15 protein-coding genes and 1 other RNA gene are annotated in these 19,295 nt (G+C 61.7%); 8 read left to right on the forward strand and 8 right to left on the reverse strand.

Annotated features, from left to right (window positions below):
• Positions 1–132: 132 nt before the first annotated feature.
• The 5 genes from gcvT to ACFQDI_RS00160 all read left to right on the forward strand — a co-directional run bounded on the left by gcvT (position 133) and on the right by ACFQDI_RS00160 (position 6,993).
• The gene (gene gcvT / locus ACFQDI_RS00140) at positions 133–1,248 is read left to right on the forward strand and encodes a glycine cleavage system aminomethyltransferase GcvT (RefSeq protein ID WP_377162138.1); all 1,116 of its coding nucleotides are present in this window, start codon (positions 133–135) and stop codon (positions 1,246–1,248) included.
• A 20-nt stretch (positions 1,249–1,268) separates the two neighbouring features.
• Entirely contained in the window at positions 1,269–1,649 is a 381-nt protein-coding gene (gene gcvH / locus ACFQDI_RS00145; protein WP_377162141.1) for a glycine cleavage system protein GcvH, read from the forward strand.
• A gap of 85 nt (positions 1,650–1,734) precedes the next feature.
• Complete coding sequence (locus ACFQDI_RS00150; protein WP_377162144.1) at positions 1,735–2,562, forward strand: aspartyl/asparaginyl beta-hydroxylase domain-containing protein; 828 nt, start codon at positions 1,735–1,737, stop codon at positions 2,560–2,562.
• Positions 2,563–2,615: 53 nt separating this feature from the next.
• On the forward strand, positions 2,616–5,444 hold the full coding sequence (gene gcvP, locus ACFQDI_RS00155; protein WP_377162147.1) for an aminomethyl-transferring glycine dehydrogenase: 2,829 nt from the start codon (positions 2,616–2,618) through the stop codon (positions 5,442–5,444).
• A gap of 25 nt (positions 5,445–5,469) precedes the next feature.
• Entirely contained in the window at positions 5,470–6,993 is a 1,524-nt protein-coding gene (locus tag ACFQDI_RS00160; RefSeq protein ID WP_377162150.1) for a sulfatase family protein, read from the forward strand.
• A 13-nt stretch (positions 6,994–7,006) separates the two neighbouring features.
• Here ACFQDI_RS00160 and ACFQDI_RS00165 read toward each other — a convergent pair whose 3' ends face one another.
• Complete coding sequence (locus ACFQDI_RS00165) at positions 7,007–7,474, reverse strand: EF-hand domain-containing protein (protein ID WP_377162153.1); 468 nt, start codon at positions 7,472–7,474, stop codon at positions 7,007–7,009.
• 111 nt (positions 7,475–7,585) lie between these two features.
• Here ACFQDI_RS00165 and rnpB point away from each other — a divergent pair.
• Positions 7,586–8,009, forward strand: an RNA gene (gene rnpB, locus ACFQDI_RS00170) — RNase P RNA component class A.
• 47 nt (positions 8,010–8,056) lie between these two features.
• Here the strand turns inward: rnpB and ACFQDI_RS00175 are convergent.
• The 4 genes from ACFQDI_RS00175 to ACFQDI_RS00190 all read right to left on the reverse strand — a co-directional run bounded on the left by ACFQDI_RS00175 (position 8,057) and on the right by ACFQDI_RS00190 (position 12,751).
• Complete coding sequence (locus ACFQDI_RS00175) at positions 8,057–8,581, reverse strand: response regulator transcription factor (protein WP_377162156.1); 525 nt, start codon at positions 8,579–8,581, stop codon at positions 8,057–8,059.
• Positions 8,578–9,885, reverse strand: coding sequence for an ATP-binding protein (locus tag ACFQDI_RS00180; RefSeq protein WP_377162159.1), 1,308 nt, complete (start codon positions 9,883–9,885; stop codon positions 8,578–8,580). The genes ACFQDI_RS00175 and ACFQDI_RS00180 overlap by 4 nt, the downstream gene beginning before the upstream one ends.
• Before the next feature lie 77 nt (positions 9,886–9,962).
• The gene (locus ACFQDI_RS00185; RefSeq protein ID WP_377162161.1) at positions 9,963–11,285 is read right to left on the reverse strand and encodes a c-type cytochrome; all 1,323 of its coding nucleotides are present in this window, start codon (positions 11,283–11,285) and stop codon (positions 9,963–9,965) included.
• Positions 11,286–11,296: 11 nt separating this feature from the next.
• A complete protein-coding gene (locus tag ACFQDI_RS00190) occupies positions 11,297–12,751 on the reverse strand; it encodes a cytochrome c (RefSeq protein ID WP_377162163.1) in 1,455 nt (484 codons plus the stop codon).
• A gap of 120 nt (positions 12,752–12,871) precedes the next feature.
• Between ACFQDI_RS00190 and ACFQDI_RS00195 the strand changes: the two genes are divergently transcribed.
• Entirely contained in the window at positions 12,872–14,734 is a 1,863-nt protein-coding gene (locus ACFQDI_RS00195) for a CocE/NonD family hydrolase (protein ID WP_377162165.1), read from the forward strand.
• 166 nt (positions 14,735–14,900) lie between these two features.
• On the opposite strand, the gene ACFQDI_RS00200 is transcribed toward ACFQDI_RS00195, so the two are convergent.
• On the reverse strand, positions 14,901–15,392 hold the full coding sequence (locus ACFQDI_RS00200; RefSeq protein WP_377162167.1) for a GNAT family N-acetyltransferase: 492 nt from the start codon (positions 15,390–15,392) through the stop codon (positions 14,901–14,903).
• 211 nt (positions 15,393–15,603) lie between these two features.
• Between ACFQDI_RS00200 and ACFQDI_RS00205 the strand changes: the two genes are divergently transcribed.
• Complete coding sequence (locus tag ACFQDI_RS00205; protein ID WP_377162169.1) at positions 15,604–16,686, forward strand: Gfo/Idh/MocA family protein; 1,083 nt, start codon at positions 15,604–15,606, stop codon at positions 16,684–16,686.
• Between the two features lie 138 nt (positions 16,687–16,824).
• On the opposite strand, the gene ACFQDI_RS00210 is transcribed toward ACFQDI_RS00205, so the two are convergent.
• Together ACFQDI_RS00210 and ACFQDI_RS00215 are read right to left on the reverse strand one after the other, a co-directional pair.
• Positions 16,825–18,051, reverse strand: coding sequence for a Gfo/Idh/MocA family protein (locus ACFQDI_RS00210; RefSeq protein ID WP_377162171.1), 1,227 nt, complete (start codon positions 18,049–18,051; stop codon positions 16,825–16,827).
• A 229-nt stretch (positions 18,052–18,280) separates the two neighbouring features.
• Positions 18,281–19,099 carry a helix-turn-helix transcriptional regulator gene (locus ACFQDI_RS00215; RefSeq protein WP_377162173.1) on the reverse strand — a complete coding sequence of 273 codons (819 nt, stop codon included), beginning with the start codon at positions 19,097–19,099 and terminating at the stop codon, positions 18,281–18,283.
• Positions 19,100–19,295 lie beyond the last annotated feature (196 nt).

The raw sequence follows: 19,295 nt of genomic DNA on the forward strand, positions 1-19,295 counted from the left end.
AACTGGGGCGTTGGGGAATGGGGAGTATGGAGCGGATGCAAGGGGCTGCAAATGAGATTGGCATTCAGAAATTGGCTCAAAACAGTGTGAGAATTGACAAAACGCCCATGCTTCACAACATGAGGTCTCACCGTGTCCTCTTCTGACTCCCTCCGCCGCACCCCCTTGCATGCCGTGCATGTGGAGATGGGTGCGCGCATGGTGCCGTTTGCCGGCTGGGACATGCCGGTGCAGTACACGGGGATCGTGGACGAGCACAAGGCCGTGAGGCAGAGCGTGGGAGTCTTTGACATCTCGCACATGGGGCAGTTCATCGTGAGCGGCCCGGGTGCAGAGGTTTTTTTGAACCGTGTGCTGACCAACAATGTCGCCAAACTGCAGCCAGGGCAGGGCCAGTACACCCTGCTGCTGAACGGACGCGGCGGCGTGATCGACGACTTGATCGCCTACCGCACGAGCGAGCGTGAGTTTTATCTTGTGGTCAATGCTTCGAGGATTGACGCGGACTGGGCGCACCTCGAGTCCCTGCTCACCAAAGAGGATGATGTGCTGATGGCCAACGCGAGTGATTTCACCGCCGGTCTGGCCATCCAGGGACCCAGGGCTCGTGAAGTGGCGGCGGCGGTTTTTGGTGGGGCCTCGGCTTATCCGGAGCACAACGCAATCCTCGTCAGCATGACTGAACAAGGGCCTATGTGGCTCTGCGGCACGGGCTACACAGGGGAGGAAGGCTTTGAGTTTTTCATGCCTCTGGAGACTGCGGAGGCGTGGTTTCGCAAGATCGTGGCTGCGGTGAAGGCCGCCGGGGGAATGCCCTGCGGACTGGGGGCCCGTGACACGCTGCGTCTTGAGATGGGCTACCCTCTCAATGGCAACGATCTTTCCGAGGAGCGCACGCCGTTGCAGGCGGGGCTCGGCTTTTTTGTGGATTTTGAGAAGGGGGACTTCCATGGCCGCGAGGCGCTCGTGGCGCAGAAGGCCGCCGGGCTGCCTGACAAGCTGGCTGCCTTTCGCATGACAGGCGCTGCGCCGCCTCCGAGACCGCACTACCCCGTGGTGTATGGAGGGCAGGTCATCGGTGAGGTGTGCAGCGGCACCCAGTCTCCCAGCCTCGGGGCTGGCATCGGCATGGCTTATGTGCCGCTGAGCGCCGCCACGAGCGGGAGCAGCCTGGAAATCGAGATCCGCGGGCGGCGTTTTCCGGCGGAGGTGGTGAGGAAGCCGTTCTATCGCAAGCCATCAGCCTGAACTCCCAACAGACATTTCCCATGAGCCAAATTCCTGACAACCTCCGCTACCGCGATTCCCATGAATGGGTCGATCCCACGCAAAGCCCGTCTCCGGTCGGGATCACTGATCATGCGCAGGCGGAACTGACGGATGTGGTCTTTGTGGACCCTCCCAAGGTGGGCACCCAGGTGAGCGCAGGCCAGCAGGTGTGTGTGATTGAGTCTGTCAAAGCGGCGAGTGACATCTATGCCCCCGTGGCGGGTGAGATTGTGGCCATCAATGAGGCTCTCAGCGGCGACCCGGGGCTCATCAACCGTGAGCCATATGCGGGAGGCTGGATCTTTAAAATCAAGGCGTCCAATGCGGCGGAATTTGAGGGGCTGATGGATGCTGCCGCCTATGGGCAGCACATCGCCTGAGCCGGGCGCAATTTTTGCGCATTTATCCACTCATTTTTTGGCTGCACTGAGTGACAAATTCGTTACTCGTGCCGGACTTTCGCCCATGCCTCCTGAAGCATCCCCCTCTTCTGTTGCCACTGTCCCGGCCGGATTTCAACTCAAGCCGATAGACGCCTATCACCGCCGCCACCGCACCTTTCCCGCCAAGGGACTGGTGGAGAAGTTTACCAACTGGCTGCAGGACGTGGTGGAGGCGGTCATCGCGCACTGCTCCATCCAGGGCGATCCGCCGATCTATGACTCCCGGCATTTTCCATGGGTGAAGGATGTCGAGGCGGACTGGCAAAAGGTGAGGGAGGAACTCGATGCGGTGATGAAATACCGTGATGCGATGCCGAGCTTTCAGGAGATCGTGAAGGAAGTGGGCATGATCCAGGGAGATGACCAGTGGAAGACCTTCTTCCTCAAAGGAGTGGGCATGGACTGTGAGGAAAACGCCCGCCACTGCCCGGAAACCATGAAGGTGCTGGCCAAGATCCCGGGCTGCACGACGGGCTTTTTCTCGATTCTTTCCCCCAAGAAGCATATACCCGAGCATCGCGGACCGTGGGCGGGTGTGTTGCGAATGCATCTGGGACTGCTGGTGCCAGAGCCACGGCATCAGTGCCGCATCCGGATCGCTGACCAGGTTTATTCGTGGCAGGAAGGCAAGGCTGTCATTTTTGACGACACCTACAACCATGAAGTCTGGAATGACACGGATGGCTACCGGGTGGTGCTGTTTGTGGATTTCGAGCGCCCGTTGCGTGCGCCGCTCAACTTCCTCAACCACTGGATTCTGAACCTGGCGTCGCTGGCGCCGTTTTTGCGGGAGGCCAAGGGCAAGCAAAAAGATTCCGAGAAAAAGTTCTGGGCGCTGTTTGGCAAGTGACACCGGGCTCTGGCTAGGTAGCTTGGCGGCATCCAAAATCCGCCCCGATTTCGATGCCCACCCAATTCTCCCGCCGTCACATAGGTCCCTCTGCCGCCGAGGCGGAGAGCATGCTGCAAACACTTGGTTTCAACACGCTGGATGACCTGATAGATCAGGTGGTGCCGGAGGGCATCCGGGTGCGTGAGCCGCTGAACTTGGCACCACCGCTGAGCGAGGAGCAGGCGCTGCGCCGCATGAGGCAGATCATGGGGCTGAACAAGGTCATGCGCTCGTTCATCGGGCTGGGGTATCATGACACTTTCACGCCGCCGGTCATCCAGAGGAACATCCTTGAAAATCCCGGCTGGTACACGGCTTACACGCCGTATCAGGCTGAGATCGCGCAGGGGCGGCTGGAGGCGCTGATCAATTTCCAGACGATGATCCGTGACCTGACGGCGCTGGATGTGGCCAATGCCTCGCTGCTGGACGAAGGCACGGCGTGCGCCGAGGCACTGGGGCTGGCGGTGGCGCAGGTGCCGGGGGCTTCGCGGGTGTTTGTGTCTGACCAGTGTCATCCGCACAGCATCGAGGTGGTGCGCACGCGCATGGATGCCCTGGGCATCCGGGTGGAGGTGGGGGATGTGCTGAAATGGCAGCACGATGGCACGAAGGGACTGGCTGCCGTGCTGGTGCAGTACCCGGACACGCTGGGGGTCATTCATGATTTTGCCGGACTGGCGGCTGAGGTGCATGAGGCGGGTGCTTTGCTCGTCGTGAGCGCAGACCTGCTGGCTCTCACGGTGCTGAGGCCACCGGGGGAATTTGGGGCGGACATCTGCGTGGGCAACAGCCAGCGCTTTGGGGTGCCGCTGGGTTTTGGCGGGCCGCATGCGGCTTTCATGGCGGTGAAGGATGCGCTGAAGCGCCGGCTGCCGGGGAGACTGATCGGTGTTTCCAAAGATGCCTCTGGCAGGGCAGCCTACCGTCTTTCGCTGCAGACGCGTGAGCAGCACATCCGCCGTGAAAAGGCGACCAGCAACATCTGCACGGCGCAGGTGCTGCTGGCGGTGATGGCCTCCATGTATGCGGTTTATCATGGGCCGCAGGGGCTGCGGGCCATTGCGCGCCGGGTGCATGGTGCTGCGGTATGGCTGGCCGGCGAACTGCTGCGCGCGGGGTTGGATGTGCTGAGCGACGATTTTTTTGACACGCTGAGCGTGCGGGTGCCCAACGCGGATGACCTGCTCAAGCGTGCGCTGATCTTTGGCATCAACCTGCGCAAGATCGATGCGACCGCTGTGGGGGTGGCTCTGGATGAACGCGTGACGGAAGAGGAACTGCTGAACCTGCTGACGGCCTTTGGCATTTCCAAGGCGCAGCAGCCTCCGGTGCTGGACGGGGACAGTCCGCTGCACTGTTCTGCACGCCACCACCGCATGTCTGTGTTTCTGACTCATCCGGTGTTCAACTCCTACCACTCTGAGACGGAGATGATGCGCTACCTGCACCGTCTGGAGACGAAGGACATCGCGCTGAACCGCAGCATGATCCCGCTGGGTAGCTGCACGATGAAGCTGAACGCGGCGGCGGAGATGATGCCGCTGAGCTGGCCGGAGGTGAACGGCCTGCACCCCTTTGCGCCGCCGGACCAGACGGAGGGATACCACTCGATGTTTGGAGACCTGGAGGCATGGCTGGCTGAATGCACGGGTTTTGATGCGGTGTCTTTGCAGCCAAATGCTGGGTCTCAGGGCGAATATGCAGGGCTGCTGGCGATCAAGCGCTTCCATGCCGCGCGTGGCGAGGAGCACCGTGACGTGTGCCTGATCCCGACCTCCGCGCACGGCACCAATCCCGCCAGCGCCGTGATGTGCGGATTCAAGGTGGTGCCCGTGACGTGTGACAACCAGGGAAACATCTCCGTGGAAGACCTGAAGGCCAAAGTGGAGGCGCACAAAGAGAAGGTGGCCGCGCTGATGGTGACCTACCCCTCCACGCACGGCGTGTTTGAGGAGTCGATCATCGAGATCTGCCAGCTGGTGCACGAGCATGGCGGGCAGGTGTACATGGACGGTGCGAACATGAACGCGCAGGTGGGGCTGACCTCTCCGGGGCGCATCGGTGCGGATGTGTGCCACCTGAATTTGCACAAGACTTTCTGCATCCCGCACGGGGGCGGAGGACCGGGAGTGGGGCCGATTGCTGTGGCGGCGCATCTGCGGCCGCACCTGCCGGGACACCACACGTGGCAGGCGGACCGGCGTGAAGGTGCGGTGTGCTCGGCCCCCTGGGGCAGCGCCAGCATCTGCACCATTTCGTGGATGTACATCGCCATGATGGGGCCGCGTCTTGTGGATGCGACAAAGTACGCCATTCTGAATGCGAACTACATCGCCAAGAAACTGGAGATGAACTTCCCCACGCTTTACAAGGGGGCGAAAGGATTGGTGGCGCACGAGTGCATCCTGGACTTCAGCCATTTCCACAAGGTGACGGTGGAGGATGTGGCCAAGCGGCTGATGGACTTCGGCTACCATGCGCCAACGATGAGCTGGCCCGTGGCGGGCACGCTGATGATCGAGCCCACGGAGAGCGAGAGCAAGGCAGAGATCGACCGCTTTTGCGAGGCGATGCAGTGCATTCACGCGGAGATGGCCGGAGTGGAGAGCAGCAAGTGCCACCCCACGGACAACACGCTCAAGCAGGCGCCACACACCGCCGCTGCGGTGATGAAGAGCGACTGGCCGCACGCCTATACACGAGAGGCCGCCGCCTTCCCGCTGCCGTGGGTGCAGGAGTCGAAGTACTGGCCGCCCGTTTCACGCATCGACAATGTGTACGGGGACCGCCATCTGGTGTGCACGTGTGTGAGTGTGGAAGAAGCGGCTGCAAGTTGAGGATTTCTCATGCGTTTCACGGCGCATGAAATTCCATCTGGCCGTCCTTGCGGCTCTTGTCTTCGCTGTCGGCATTCGTGCTGCGGATGCGCCACGTCCGAACATTCTCTTCATCATCTTTGATGACTGGGGCTGGCAGCATGCAGGTGCGTATGGCTGCGAGTGGGTGAAGACGCCGAACTTTGACCGGGTGGCGAAGGAAGGTGTGCTGTTCAAGAATGCCTTCACGTCCAACCCGAAGTGCAGTCCGTGCCGGGCCACGATCCTCACCGGGCGCAATTCCTGGCAGCTTGAGGAGGCGGTGTGCCATGGCGGTCTTTTCCCGCCGAAGTTTGCGGTGTATCCGGACCTGCTGGAGAAGGGTGGCTACAGCGTGGGGCTTACGGGCAAGGGCTGGGGGCCGGGCGAGTTCAAACTGGAGGGCCGCACGCGCAATCCTGCGGGGCCGGCGTTTGATCAGTTCACCCAGAAGCCGCCGACCAGGGGGATCGCCACCACGGATTATCCGCGCAATTTTGAGGCCTTCCTGGCGCAGCGTGACAAGGCGCAGCCTTTCTGCTTTTGGATGGGCTTCAAGGAGCCGCACCGCAGCTACGAACTCGACTCCGGGGTGAGGTTGGGCAAGAAACTGGAGGAGGTGAAAGTGCCTGGTTACCTGCCTGACAACGAAACGGTGCGCGGGGATCTGGCGGACTACGCGATCGAGGTGGAGTGGGGGGACAGGCAGATCGGGCAGGCACTGGGTCTGCTGGAAAAGTCAGGGCTGCTGGAGGACACGCTGGTGATTGTGACCTCGGATCATGGCATGCCGTTTCCGCGCGTGAAGGGACAGATCTATGAGGACGGCTACCACCTGCCGCTGGCGATGCGCTGGGGGAAGGGGATCAAGGCCGGGCGCGTGGTGGAGGATTTCATCAATGTGCGGGATCTCGCGCCGACCTACCTCGAACTGGCCGGGCTGCCGAAGCATGAGCAGATGAGCGGCAGCAGCCTGGTGAACATCCTGCGCAGTGAGAAGAGCGGCTTTGTGGAAGACCGCAAGGTCATGCTGGCGGGCAAGGAGAGGCATGATCTGGGGCGGCCAAACGACTGGGGCTATCCTGTGCGCGCGATACGCACGCCTGAGTTTTTCTACAGCCACAACTACCATCCGGAGCGCTGGCCCGCCTGCAATCCTGAAACGGGCTACGGCAATGTTGACGACGGCCCCACGAAGTCGTGGATCGTGGACAACAAGGGACTCTTCTTTGATCTGGCCTTCAACTACCGGCCGGAGGAGGAACTCTACGATATGGCCAAAGACCCTGAGTGTCTGAAGAACCTGGCCAAGGATCCGCAGCATGCCGCGAAGAAGCAGGAACTGAGGGCGAAGCTGGAAGCGATGCTCAAAGAGGAAAAGGACCCGCGCGTGCTGGGCAATGAGGCCATCTTTGACACCTACAAGTACCTCGGGAACCGCAGCAAGAAGGGGTATGCGGAGTGGGAAGCAAAGCAGCGTGGCGTGCCGCTGCCGGAGGCTCCGAGAGGCAAGAAGAGCGCAGAAGAGTGAGAGTGGCGGCCGATCACTTGGCAGCGTCGCCTTCTTTGGGGGCTTCTGGTGGGCGACGGAATTTGCTGCCGGTTTCTGAAGGGGCACCGGGAGTGAATGAAGGGCTTCCTGATTTGCCTTTGCGCTCCTGCATGGCCTTCATGGCGGCGGCTTTTTCATCGGGGTCGAGGACGCCGTTTTTATTGGCGTCGAAGCGTTGCAAAATCACCTCCTGCATGGGGCCTTTGCCTGGGGCGCCTTTGGTTCCGGGGCCACCACCTTTGCGCTCCTGCATGGCTTTCATGGCCGCAGCTTTTTCGTCCGGGTCCAGCGTGCCGTTTTTATTGGCATCAAATTTTTGCACCAGCATTTCCCGGATCTTTCCCCTGCCTTCTCCGTTTCCTGCGCCTGCTGTGCCGGGACGCTGTTCAGGGGCGTCTTCGGCCTGGGTCAGAGAGGTAAATGCGGTGATGGCGAGCAGGAAGGCGGAGAGTGCTTTCATGGCGGGTGGGGTGGATTTGGGGGTTAAACAGAGGGAGGGGCGGGAAAGTTTCGCGTCATCTTTCCATGCGGCCCGGCTTGCCCTTTTAGCAGGAGCCTTTACTCTGACGGCGGGTCGGCCGGAGTGATCGCTGGTGTTTTGCTGCAAGGCAGGGCGCTGGAGGAAAGTCCGGACACCACAGGGCAGCATGCCACGTGAAAGCGTGGGGGCTGCGGTGCAAGCCGCAGTCACAGACAGTGTCACAGAAAACAAACCGCCTGAGCGAAAGCGAGGGCAAGGGTGAAAAGGCGGGGTAAGAGCCCACCGCCCCGACCGCGAGGAAGGGGGCACGACAAACCTCATGCGGTGCAAGACAGAACAGGAGAAACGGCCCGCCTGGCCGCAAGTCCCGAAAGGGATGGATAGCTCCGGGTAATAGTCGCACCACTGCGCAAGCAGGGGCGGGCTGGTCCTCCAGCCTGACAGATAAATGATCATGACCGCGCGTCGCAAGGCGTGTGGAAACAGAATCCGGCTTATGAGGGCTGATCCACATGAAGGCGTCGGGAGAGATCCCGGCGCCTTCGCCTTTTGGGGGGGAGTTCACTCCTCCGGCGGCATTTTGCCGAGCTTGCGCTGGAGGGTGCGGCGGTCGATGCCGAGGGCTTCTGCGGCATGGGAGATGTTGCCGGAGCAGTCGTGCAAGACACGCTGGATGTGCTCCCATTCGAGGCGAGCCAGGCTGGGCACGTCGGCGGCGGAGGGGCGTGACGGGGAGGCCGAGCGGCCCTGCAAAGCTGCGAGCACCTGGTCGGCGCTGGCGGGTTTCAAGAGATAGTCGTCCGCGCCGGTGCGCACGGCTTCGAGCGCGCCGGGGATGCTGCCGTAGCCGGTAAGCACGATGAGCCGCACGTGGGGCAGCCTTTGCCGCAGGAGGGGGATGAGGCTCATGCCATCGAGAGAACCAAGACGCATGTCGAGGACGATACCGTCAATGTGGCCAGTGTCTGCGTGGTCCAGGGCCTGGTGCCTGCCTGATGCCTGCAGCACGTCGCAGCCACGGCGTTTCAAAGCCAGTGCCAGCGTGGTGCGGAAGCTTTCGTCGTCTTCGATGAGGAGCACATTCATGAGGCGGCCGGGGCTTGGGGGGAATGGCGGGGCAGCAGCAGCGTGACGCGCGCGCCGCCTTCGGGCTGGTTTGCCACCTCCACGCTGCCATGCATGGAAGCGGCGAGCCTGCGGACGAAGAACAAACCGAGGCCCATGCCGATGCCGGGATCGCGCGAGGTTCGGAAGGGCTCGCCCCAGTGGCGGAGCATTTCGGGGCTGAAACCGGCACCGCGGTCTTCGACCATGAAGCGGAGCTGCGCCGCCTGCTCATAGACGATCAGACTGACGGTGTCTGCGTCTGCGGAGGCGAGCAGCGCGTTGCGCAGGAGCACGAGCAGGGCCTCACGCAGGCCGGCGCAGGCGACCAGGCTGCCGGTGGCTCTCAGGCTGACCTGCACCCGAGAGCGCTGGGCCTGCGGCAACTCGTTCAACGCGGTTTCAACGACCTGGCTGACCGCACAGGGGGCGGCGGAGAGTCCTGTGGCCTCCTGCCCGAGCTCGCGCAGACGCTGGAGCACCTGCTGGCAGCGGGTGGTCTCATGGGCGATGACGGCCGCGGTGGCGGCATCCGGGTGGGCGCGCATTTCCTCCGCTGCTAGTGCGATGGTGCCCAGCGGCGTGCTCAACTCATGGGCAAAGCCGGTGGCCAGGGCAGCCACGGAGAGAAAGCGCTCGCGGGAGTCCAGCTCTGCGCGCAGGCGCTCCCGCTCCCGCTGCAGCCGGTGGGAGCGCCGCCGCAGGGCGAGCAGCAGAGCGAGGACAAAGCCGCCGGCGAGCACCAGGGCCACGAAGATGCCCTGTGTGAGCAGTGTTTCGGGCACATGCGAGCCATCCGCCATGTGAAGAGGCACCGCCTTCCACCAGAGCCATGCGCAGGCCAGCGTGGTGAGCAGACCGAGGCCGATGACCGCCGAAGCCCGCAGCGCCACCGCCGCCAGTGTGAGCTGAACGAGGTAAAAAAGAGCGAAGGGATTCTGCAGCCCGCCTGTCCAGTGCAGCAAAAAGGTCAGCGTGAGCGCATCCCAGACGACGAGGTGAAAAAAACCCTCCTTCAACTGCCAGCCGATCTGCCGCAGCCACCATTCGAGCAGGGCATTGGTGACGAGGGTCACAAGCACCGCGCCTCCACAGGCTGCCCAAGGCACCTCCACACCCATGCCTGAGACGATAAGCAGGGTGAGCCCCTGGCCGGCAGCCGCCATCCAGCGCAGAAGCACGAGCACGCGTGCGCTCAGGGCACCACCGGCCCACACTTCGCTCAAGCCCAGCCAGCGCTGCCAACGCGGCTGTGATAAAGAGGGATGTGAAGCGTGAGCGGGCATGCCCCACAGTGCGCCAGCCAGGCCGTCTGTCCAACAGGCGCGGCACTTTGCTGCTGCACAGCCTGGGCGGGAGCAGCTCACTTGGCGGCGGCACCTTTCTGCAGCATCAGGTTGGCGATCTTGAGAAGACTGGACTCACCGAGATGGGCCATCGGGGGCATCTGGGGCATTTCGGGGCGTTTTTTGCCGGGAGCTTTCGCCCAGGTGACGATGCCGCCAGGATTGCCCGCATAAATCTGCGCAATCTCTGTGAGGGGCGGACCGACGAGCCTGACATTGGGCGCATGGCAGGCAGCGCAGTTCATGAAGAGCTGCTCCGCACTCAGTTCGCCAGCCTGAGGCATGGCGGCATGCGCCTTGTTAAAATCCTCCAGTGCAGTGTGGTAGCTTTGTGTGTGCTCCTTGATCGCGGCCTTGTGCGAGGCCAGGGCAGCCTCGCGGTAGACGTGGCGTCCGCTGCCCATGCCGAGCACGACGAAGGAGAAGAGGAAAACAATGAGCCAGTAGCGGCTGCCGATGGTGGCATCCGTTCGCTTCAGCTCGCCGAAGAGCACCCGCAGTGTCAGCAGGCCGAGGGCCGCTCCGGTGAAGATGATCACATAAACCTGAGCGGTGACACCCACGGAAGGCAGCGTGAAGAGCAGCAGCGGCCCCAGCACAAACTGAGCGAGTGTGACATGCGCGCACACTTTGTAGAAGAAACGGCGCAGCTCAGGGCGTGTGAAGCCTTTCAGATGTGTGAGGTCGGAGCCTGCACGGCCGAACCATCCGGCAAGGAAGAGACCGGTCATGGCGAGGCTGGCGGCCATGAAATGCAGGTAACGAGGAAGCACATTGCCGATGCTGAGGCTGGAGAGGAAGCCTTTCACCTTCTCCCACTCGGAGGGGAACAGCATGAGGTTCACATTGGAAAGGAAGATGAGCGGGATGAAGAGGAAGAGCAGCGCGGCAGTGATGCCGACAAGCCGGTGAAGCGTCTTTCTGCCACTGGTGGTCCATGTGTCCCAGGTGTACTTGTGCAGGTAGGTGAGCAGGAAGGCGGCGATGACGAGGGGCACAATGAGCAGCCAGGCGTGGCCGGTGAGGGCGTTGGCGGAATACCACTGCATGGTGTAAAGCAGATTGATGCAGAGCAGGGGGCCGATGCCCATGACGACGGCGAGGCTTTTGTTGACCGTTATGGTCTGGGCGATCTCATGCGCCAGGGCATCCCAGCGTCTGTCCTTCAGCCCCAGCCACTCCAGGACGACAACGAGCATGGAGCCGCCGACCATGAGATTGACGAAGAGAATGTGGACGAGGAAAAAGATGACGAGACAGCCGACGAGCAGCCACTCTGGCACTGGCAGCGGCAGAGGGAGATCACGCGGGACTGGGGTGGTGGCGAGGAAGGAGTGCATGGTGTGGAAAATCAGTTCCGGGCCTGGGCCTCGGCGGTCTTCAGCGGGGCCGGGGCGGGAAGGGCGACGGTGAGTCCGGTGGTCTGCACGCCGTGGAGGGGTTCAGGCTTCTGGCGGAGCTGCTGGATGTAGGCGACGAGAGCCTCGGCCTCCTGGTCTGTGCCGGGGAAGGGGGGCATGAAGGTGCGGGTCTGGTGCATGCCTTTGATGAAGAGGGCCATGCCGGCGCTGTCCCAAGACTTGTCCGTGCCGTACATGGCGGAGAACTTGTCCAGCACGCTGTTGAGGCCGGTGGTGCTGTGGCAGCGGGAGCAGGCAAGCATGAAGACGTCCTGGCCGCACTCCACCTTGTTGGCCGCAGTGACCTCCCGGTGCTTCACATAGGTGGCATGTTTGAGCATGCCTTCGCTTTGGAGGAAGGCGAGCTCGTCCTTGTGCACGCCATTGGAGTACATGTACTCGCCGATGACCCAGGGCTTGCGCATGAACTCGCGTGCACGCTCAAAGTGCCCGAGCAGCCAGATGCCCATGAAGCTGGGGATGAGCAGGGCCCAGCGCGGGATGAGAAAACTGCTGCCCAGACCACCGAGGCCGATGGCGGCAAATACCAGGATGGTCCAGCCGAGAAGTGTCTGAAACTGGCCGTGCCAGCTCATGAACTCCTGGGTGAGGAGCGCCACGGAGCTGTTGGCCTTCATGGTCTCAGGTATGCGGCCCCAGTACCAGGTGCCGAAGAGGTAGGTGGCCAGCAGGCTGACCAGCACCACATGTGACATGCGGTAGACCACCCAGCTGCGCAGACGGCGGGGCTCGTGGTCAAGGCCACTTTTTTGTCTTGTGAAAAAGAAGGTCGCAAACCACACGAACACCGCGCCCATCATCAGCGCAATGAAGGTGCGGAAGCCGAGCTGGGGTGCGTAGAGCGGATTGGTCATCGCATCCAGGAAGGTGCGGGTCTGGCTCCACTCCCCGGGTTTCATCATGAAGCCGAGCACGGCCACGATGAGAGCCATCGTGAGCCAGGACATGATGCTGAGCGCCAGGCCGATCCTGATGTGTTTGCGTTTTTTCTCCGGCGTGTCCGCCTTCTTCCAGCTCAGGAACCACCAGCAGATGAGGACGACCTCGCTGATGAAGACGAGCCACTCCATGAACCAGCCCCAGAAAAAAACGCGAAGCAGCGAACCGATGGCAAAGGGGGCGAAGAGAGAGGTGGAAAGCCAGATGCCCACGCCCGTCATCGCGCCCACCGTCGTGGTGACAATGAAAACGATGAAGGTGATGCGGTAGGCGAGGCGGTCGATATCCGGCCGGTTGTTTTTATGAGCCCACCATTCCATCCATGTGAGGAGAGGATAGGCGCCGACGGCCAGGGGGTGATTGATGAGCACGTGCAGACTGGCAATGAGACCGATGATGAGCCGGCCTCCGGCGAGGTGGTCCATGTAAAAAGATGGGAAATCCATGCCATGCCATCGTCGCTGGCGGGACATTGAAAATGTGGCGAAATGCCGCAGCAGCATTTTTTGCCGGTCATTGTCATATCAGCCGTTGCTCTGAGACACACAGCGGATGTGATTTTCTCCATGAAACATTTCCTCCTTTTTTTTAGCGCCTTGTTGTCCCTCGTCGCTTTCCCTGCGTCAGGGGACGATGCGCTGGCCGCAAAAATGAGGGCCCTCTTTCCGAAGGCGGACGGAGACCGGGACGGCGTGCTGTCCACCACGGAGCAGGTGCAGGCGGTGGAGCATGTGAAGAGGACGTACGGTGAACAGTGGGCGAGGCAGATCGAGGGAATGCTTTCCGGTGCTGCTGCCGCGGACCAAACCGTGTCCACTGAAGCCTGGCTGAAGCAGGTGGCCGATGCGACACGGCCGGTGGAAATGAAGACGGAAAAGATCGCGATGCGAGATGGTGTCCGGCTGGCGACGGACATCTGCCTGCCGCCCGGTTCGGGACCTTTTCCGGTGATCCTTGCAAGGACGCCGTACAACCGCGTGAAGCACAACGAAAGCGCGCCGGGTTTTGCCAGGGCGGGCTATGCGTTTGTGAACCAGGACATGCGCGGGCGCTATGAGTCCGAGGGGGAAAACCTGCCTTTCATCGGCTGCGGATGGGGGCAGCATCAGGATGGTGTGGACACGATCGAGTGGATCAAAAAGCAGCCGTGGTGCAACGGCAGCATCGCCACCATTGGAGGTTCGGCCGGCGGCATCACGCAGAATCTTCTGGCGGGCGCAGCGCCTGTGGGGCTGAAGGCGCAGTACATTCTGGTGGCTCCCACGGACATGTATTCAGACGCGAGCTACATCGGCAGCGCCTTTCGCAAAGCAGATGTGGAGAACTGGACTGCAGGCAACAAGTTTGATCCCAAGGCTCTTGCCATCCACCGAGCCCATCCTTCCTACGATGACTACTGGCGCGCGAATGACACACACACACGCTTTGCCTTGATGAATGTGCCTGCGGTGAATGTGGGCGGGTGGTTTGACATGTTTGCGCAGGGGACGATCGACCAGTTCATCGGCCGGCAGCACCAGGGCGGGGAGGGCTCCAAGGGGACACAGAAACTCATCATGGGGCCATGGCAGCATGCGATTGGCAAGATGCCGGCCGGTGAGCTTACGTTTCCAGATGCGAATCGTGTGCCCGCCAAGTATGACCCTGTTCGCTGGTTTGAGCATTATTTGGGCGGCGTTCACAACGGCGTGGAGAAGGAGCCTGCCGTGGCCTATTACGTGATGGGAGACACGAGCACGCCAGGAGCGCCTGGAAATGAATGGCGCTACGCGAACGACTGGCCGATCCCCGCCAAGGAGACGCCTGTGTATCTGACCGCCGAGAAGAAGGTAGCGCTGCAGGCTCCGGAGCAGGCGGGCTCCTTCCACGAGTACACTTTTGACCCCACGAATCCCTGCCCCACGATCGGAGGCCAGAATCTCACCATCGCGCGTGGGCCCATGGATCAGCGCAAGGTGGAGGGGCGTGACGATGCGGTGGTCTTCACCAGCGAGCCGCTGGACAAGCCTGTGGAGGTGACCGGACGTGTCTGGGCCAAGATCTTCATCTCATCCAGCGCGGCGGACACCGACCTCTCCGTGCGAATCTGCGATGTGTATCCCGACGGACGCAGCATGCTCATCACCGAGGGCATCCAGCGCCTGCGCTACCGCAAGTCGCGGGAGAAGCCGGAGGTGCTGACGCCCGGGCAGATCGAGGAAGTCACCGTGGACTGCTGGTCCACCAGCCTCATCTTCAACACCGGCCATCGGGTGCGTGTGATGATCACCTCCAGCAATTTCCCGCGCTTTGATGTGAATCCGGGCACAGGAGAGCCGTGGAGTGAGGAAGGTGAGAAGGTGAAGCAGACGAACCGCATTTATTGCGATGCGGAGCATCCGTCGCGGCTGATTGTGCCGGTGGTGGGGAAGACGGCAGATGCTGAATAGCAGGCAGGGAGAGAGGCGTACAGGCGCGTGCAACTGAGCTGGGGAGACCCCTGCGGGCTTGCTGAAGGAGGGGCCGCGAAGCATGGGCACGGGCCGCGGACCCTGGTGTGTGCTTTCGTGAAGCGGAGCTTTCCCGATCCAGTTGCGCCGCCGCCGTAGAACTTGGCTACAGCATTTTCTGCATCCAGAGCACATCGAGCCAGCGCCCATGCTTGTGGCCGACTTCCTTGAGGTGGGAGACTTTGACGAAGCCGAATTTGGCGTGCAGGGCGATACTGCCGGCCTGATCGGCATCGATGCCGCCGAGGACGGTGTGGTGGCCGATTTTTTTGGCGAGCACGATGAGTTCGCCAAGGATGAGGCTGCCGATGCCTTTGCCCTGATGTTCATGATGCAGGTACACGGAGTCTTCCACGCTGTGGCAGTAGGCCTGGCGCGGGTGGAAGCGGCTGAGGGAGCCCCAGCCGATGATCGTGTCGTTTTCTTCGGCGACGATGACGGGGTGCTCCGGTCCGTGGGCGTCAAACCAGTCCTGCCGCTCCTGAGCGGTGCTGGGCACGGTCTGGTAGGTGCAGGTGCTGTGCTCGACGTAGTGATTGTAAATGGCGTTGATAGCCGGGAGGTCTTCAACGGTGGCGGGACGTAGGGTGGCAGGCATGGGGCAGGAAGCAGAAAGGATGAAGCGAATGAAAGCGTCCAAATGACGAATGTCTAAATCAGAATGACGAACGGGGGGCGGCAGGGGTTTGTAAGGGCGGTGCGTGCCGGAATGCGGCAGTGTTTTCAAACCTTGACTCTGAGGCAGGGAATCTCCATTCTCGCGCCTTCGGGTAAAAAAATTCACCAATCACTTAACGAACACATTTATTATGGGTATCAAAGTCGGAGTCATCGGAGCAGGCGGCATGTTGCAGTATCACGCGGCGGGGTTCCGCCAGGCTGGCGCGGAGATCGTGGCCGTGGCGGATGCGGCTCCCGGAGCAGCCGCCAAGGCGGCGGAGAAATATGGCGTCGCCAAATCGTACGAGTCCGTGGAGGCGATGCTGAAGGGCAGCCCTGAGATCCAGGCGGTGAGCGTCATCGTGCCGAACAAGTTTCACAAGCCGCTGGCCATCCAGTGCCTGAAGGCCGGCAAGCACGTTTTTTCCGAAAAGCCTCCGGCGCTGAACGCGAAGGAAGTACAGGAGATCATCGCCGCTGCCAAGAAGGCGGGCAAGAAGGTGCTCTTCAACTTCAACAACCGTGCGCGTCCTGAATCCCAGGCGATGATGAAGTACATCAATGATGGCGTGGCGGGCAGGATCAACTCCGCGCAGGCGAAGTGGATCCGCCGCACGGGCATCCCCGGTTTTGGCGGCTGGTTCACCACCAAGGCGCTGGCCGGTGGCGGCGCGCTCATCGACCTGCTGCACATGGTGGATCTGGCCATGTACTTCATGGGCTACCCCGAGCCGGCCTATGTGATGGGGCAGACCTTCAAGGACTTCATCCACGACAAGCAGTTCAAAGGCCCTTGGGGAATCCCCGACAAGGTGGGTGGCACGACGGATGTGGAAAATGCGGCGCATGGTTTTGTGATGTTCAAGACAGGCCAGGTGCTCAGCCTTCAGGTCTCGTGGGCTGAGATGATCAAGCGCGAGGAAGTGTCCGTCGTCTTCCAGGGTACCAAGGCTGGCGGCAAGGTGGAGCGCCTCTTCGGCATCGACGGCCTGGACAACACCGCTATCGACAGCTGCGAACTCTACGTGCAGGAAAACGGCAACAGCGTGAACCGCAGCATCACGGTGCCGGCCTGCGAGGACATGGGCCGAATCGGCTCCGCCGCGAACTTCATCCATGCCATCGAAGGCAAGGCTCCTGCGCTGAACACCCCGGAACAGGCCCTGCGCCTGATGCAGGTGATCGATGCCGTGTATGCCTCCGCCAAGACAGGCAAGCCGGTGAAGATCTGATTAGGTGGTTGATTCAACGATGCGGGGAGAACGGGCACAGGCTTGTTCTCCCCGTTTTGTTTTGCAAACGTGGCTGCCGGAGGCACAAAAAAGCGATGCCAGCAGCGCTGGCATCGCTCAAAGATTTTTCCGTGCGTTTTAGGACAGGCCGCCGCGGTCGCTGGCCAGCGTGGCATCGCCATACTTCGCGCGTGTGGTCGGCGTGTAGTCCAGGGGAGTCCAGGCGGCGTTGTTGGCGGAGGAGGCGACGACGGCTTCGATGAAGGCCATGCCTGCCACGCCTTCCTCGATGGTGGGGTAGTCCATGTCCAGCGGGTTGGGGGTGGTGCCGTTGATGACGGCACGCACGTGGTTGGCGAAGTTGCGGTAGATGTTGGCAAAGCCTTCCAGGTAACCTTCAGGATGGCCGGAAGGGGTGCGGGTGGCAGCCCCAGCGGCGCTGCCGAGGTAGCCGAGGCCGGTGCGGTAGATCTGCTTCGGCTTGTCGAGGGAGGTGACGATCATGGTGTTGGGATCCAACTGGGACCACTCGATGCCGCCCAGGGAGCCATAGACGCGGAGGCTGAGGTTGTTTTCACAACCGATGCTGATCTGGCTGGAGTGCAGCACGCCCTTGGCACCGTTGGTGAAGCGCAGGAGCACGTTGCCGTCATCCTCCAGGCGGCGGCCTTCCTTGGCCAGGAAGATGGTGAGGTCAGCGGCCAATTCCTTGATGTGGAGGCCGGTGACGTATTCGGCGAGATTGATGGCGTGGGTGCCGATGTCTCCCATGCAGCCGGCGGCGCCGCAGATGGCGGGATCGACGCGCCAGGCGGCCTGCTTCTGGCCGGTGTTTTCCAGCATGGTGGCCAGCCAGCCCTGAGGGTATTCCACCACGACTTTGCGGATTTCGCCGAGCTTGCCCTCTTCGATCATCTGGCGGGCCTGTCGCATAAGCGGATAGCCGGTGTAGTTGTAAGTGACTCCGTAGAGTTTGCCGGTGGCCTTGACGATGCCCGCCAGTTCCTTGGCCTGGGCGAGGTTGAAGGTGGCGGGCTTGTCTGAGAGGACGTGGAATCCGGCTTCCAGCGCAGCTTTGGCAGCAGGGAAGTGCAGGTGGTTCGGGGTGACGATGGAGACGAAGTCCATGCGTTTGTCGGCCGGAAGGGCGGCTTCCGTGCGGATCATTTCTTCGTAGTTGGCGTAGCAGCGCTCGGCGGGCAGGAAGAAATCAGCGCCGCTGTCCTTGGAGCGCTGGGGGTCGGAGGAAAAAGCGCCGCAGACGAGCTCAATCTGCTGATCGATCGATGCTGCAATGCGATGGACGCCGCCAATGAAGGCGCCGCGTCCGCCGCCGATCATGCCATAACGAATTTTCCGGCTCATAAACAAGTTTTCGGGGTTCTAGGTTCTCGGTTCAGGGTTGGGAAGAGTGAACGGCGAGTGTGCGCAGAGGGGGCGGGGGGTCAAGTGCATCTGCGGCATGATGAAACGCAGAGCGGGGGTGGCATCCGGGCACAAAAAACCCCGGAAAGGATGGCCCAACGCGCTCAGGCGTCCTCTCCGGGGCTGCTGTCGTCGAAACACCGCGGTGCGGTGCGCATGGCGACAAATTTTAGGCGGCCATCAGTGCGGGCCCGCTGTGCTTCATGCGGCTGCGGAATTCCGTGGGGGATTCATCCGCGATGCGGCGGAAGCTGCGGTTGAAGTGAGAGAGGCTCTGGAAGCCGACGTCGTAGGCCACTTCGGTGATGCGTGCGGCAGGCTTCATGAGCATGCGCTTGGCCTTTTCGACGCGGGCACGGTTGACGAAGTCGGTAAAGGTCAGGCCGGTGGCGCGTTTGAAGAGCTTGCAGAAGTGGAAGGGGCTCACGTTCACAGCGCTGGCGACGGCTTCGAGAGACATCGGTTCTGCCAGATGGGCGTGGATGAAGGTTTTGGCGTTGCGCACGGCCTCGGGTTCATGTGTGGCGGTGGCAAACAGCATGCGGTGCGCGCTTTCGCCAAGCTGGAGCGCAAAAGACTGAAGGATGGCGAGGGCTGCTTCATAGCGAGCGGGCTCCATGATGGGGGCGTGCTCAAAGTGAACCTTGGCACCACGGATTTCCGGGGCGGAGTGCCCGTCATCCAGGAGAGCCTTGGCCACGGGGGCAAAGGTGTCTGCATTGGCAGGCTGGAGGCGCACGCCGCCGGTGAGCAGGACGGCGATGGTGTTTTTCCCCACACGCACCGGGACCTGGGTTTCCACCACACCAGCCACGCCTTTGCGGGTGACGATGCTTTCGATGTGCTCGTCTTCTTTGGATGCCTCCAAACCGAGGGGCAGGCTGGTCAGGGTGTGAAAGGCTTTCTGGTAATGCTGGAAGAGCTCGCTTTCGGCAAGGTTCTGAATGAAACGCTGACGGGGAGTGGTGGGTGCGATGGTGTGGTTCATAGCGCGTTCGTGTTTTGTGTTCACGGCTGCTATGATGCCCTCATGCGGGATTTGCGATATTGTCAGCCGATACGGTACGTGCCGTCATGAACCACCGCAAGATGACCCTGTGAAGCACCGCAATTTTGGCATAGTGGTTTCCATTAGAGCCGGCTGTTTCTTGCCCAAAGTGTGCCATTTTTGAGCGGGCGGCCTG

It is taken from the genome of Prosthecobacter fluviatilis, from assembly GCF_042655725.1.
GTDB lineage: Bacteria > Verrucomicrobiota > Verrucomicrobiia > Verrucomicrobiales > Verrucomicrobiaceae > Prosthecobacter > Prosthecobacter fluviatilis.

Bases quoted from the DNA above. Each gene is read 5' to 3' on its own strand.
- ACFQDI_RS00185 (WP_377162161.1), bottom strand. From the start codon at position 11,285: ATGCACTCCTTCCTCGCCACCACCCCAGTCCCGCGTGATCTCCCTCTG.
- ACFQDI_RS00180 (WP_377162159.1), bottom strand. From the start codon at position 9,885: ATGCCCGCTCACGCTTCACATCCCTCTTTATCACAGCCGCGTTGGCAG.
- ACFQDI_RS00165 (WP_377162153.1), bottom strand. From the start codon at position 7,474: ATGAAAGCACTCTCCGCCTTCCTGCTCGCCATCACCGCATTTACCTCT.
- ACFQDI_RS00205 (WP_377162169.1), top strand. From the start codon at position 15,604: ATGGGTATCAAAGTCGGAGTCATCGGAGCAGGCGGCATGTTGCAGTAT.
- ACFQDI_RS00175 (WP_377162156.1), bottom strand. From the start codon at position 8,581: ATGAATGTGCTCCTCATCGAAGACGACGAAAGCTTCCGCACCACGCTG.
- ACFQDI_RS00215 (WP_377162173.1), bottom strand. From the start codon at position 19,099: ATGAACCACACCATCGCACCCACCACTCCCCGTCAGCGTTTCATTCAG.
- ACFQDI_RS00200 (WP_377162167.1), bottom strand. From the start codon at position 15,392: ATGCCTGCCACCCTACGTCCCGCCACCGTTGAAGACCTCCCGGCTATC.
- gcvP (WP_377162147.1), top strand. From the start codon at position 2,616: ATGCCCACCCAATTCTCCCGCCGTCACATAGGTCCCTCTGCCGCCGAG.
- ACFQDI_RS00150 (WP_377162144.1), top strand. From the start codon at position 1,735: ATGCCTCCTGAAGCATCCCCCTCTTCTGTTGCCACTGTCCCGGCCGGA.
- ACFQDI_RS00190 (WP_377162163.1), bottom strand. From the start codon at position 12,751: ATGGATTTCCCATCTTTTTACATGGACCACCTCGCCGGAGGCCGGCTC.
- ACFQDI_RS00195 (WP_377162165.1), top strand. From the start codon at position 12,872: ATGAAACATTTCCTCCTTTTTTTTAGCGCCTTGTTGTCCCTCGTCGCT.
- ACFQDI_RS00160 (WP_377162150.1), top strand. From the start codon at position 5,470: ATGAAATTCCATCTGGCCGTCCTTGCGGCTCTTGTCTTCGCTGTCGGC.
- ACFQDI_RS00210 (WP_377162171.1), bottom strand. From the start codon at position 18,051: ATGAGCCGGAAAATTCGTTATGGCATGATCGGCGGCGGACGCGGCGCC.
- gcvH (WP_377162141.1), top strand. From the start codon at position 1,269: ATGAGCCAAATTCCTGACAACCTCCGCTACCGCGATTCCCATGAATGG.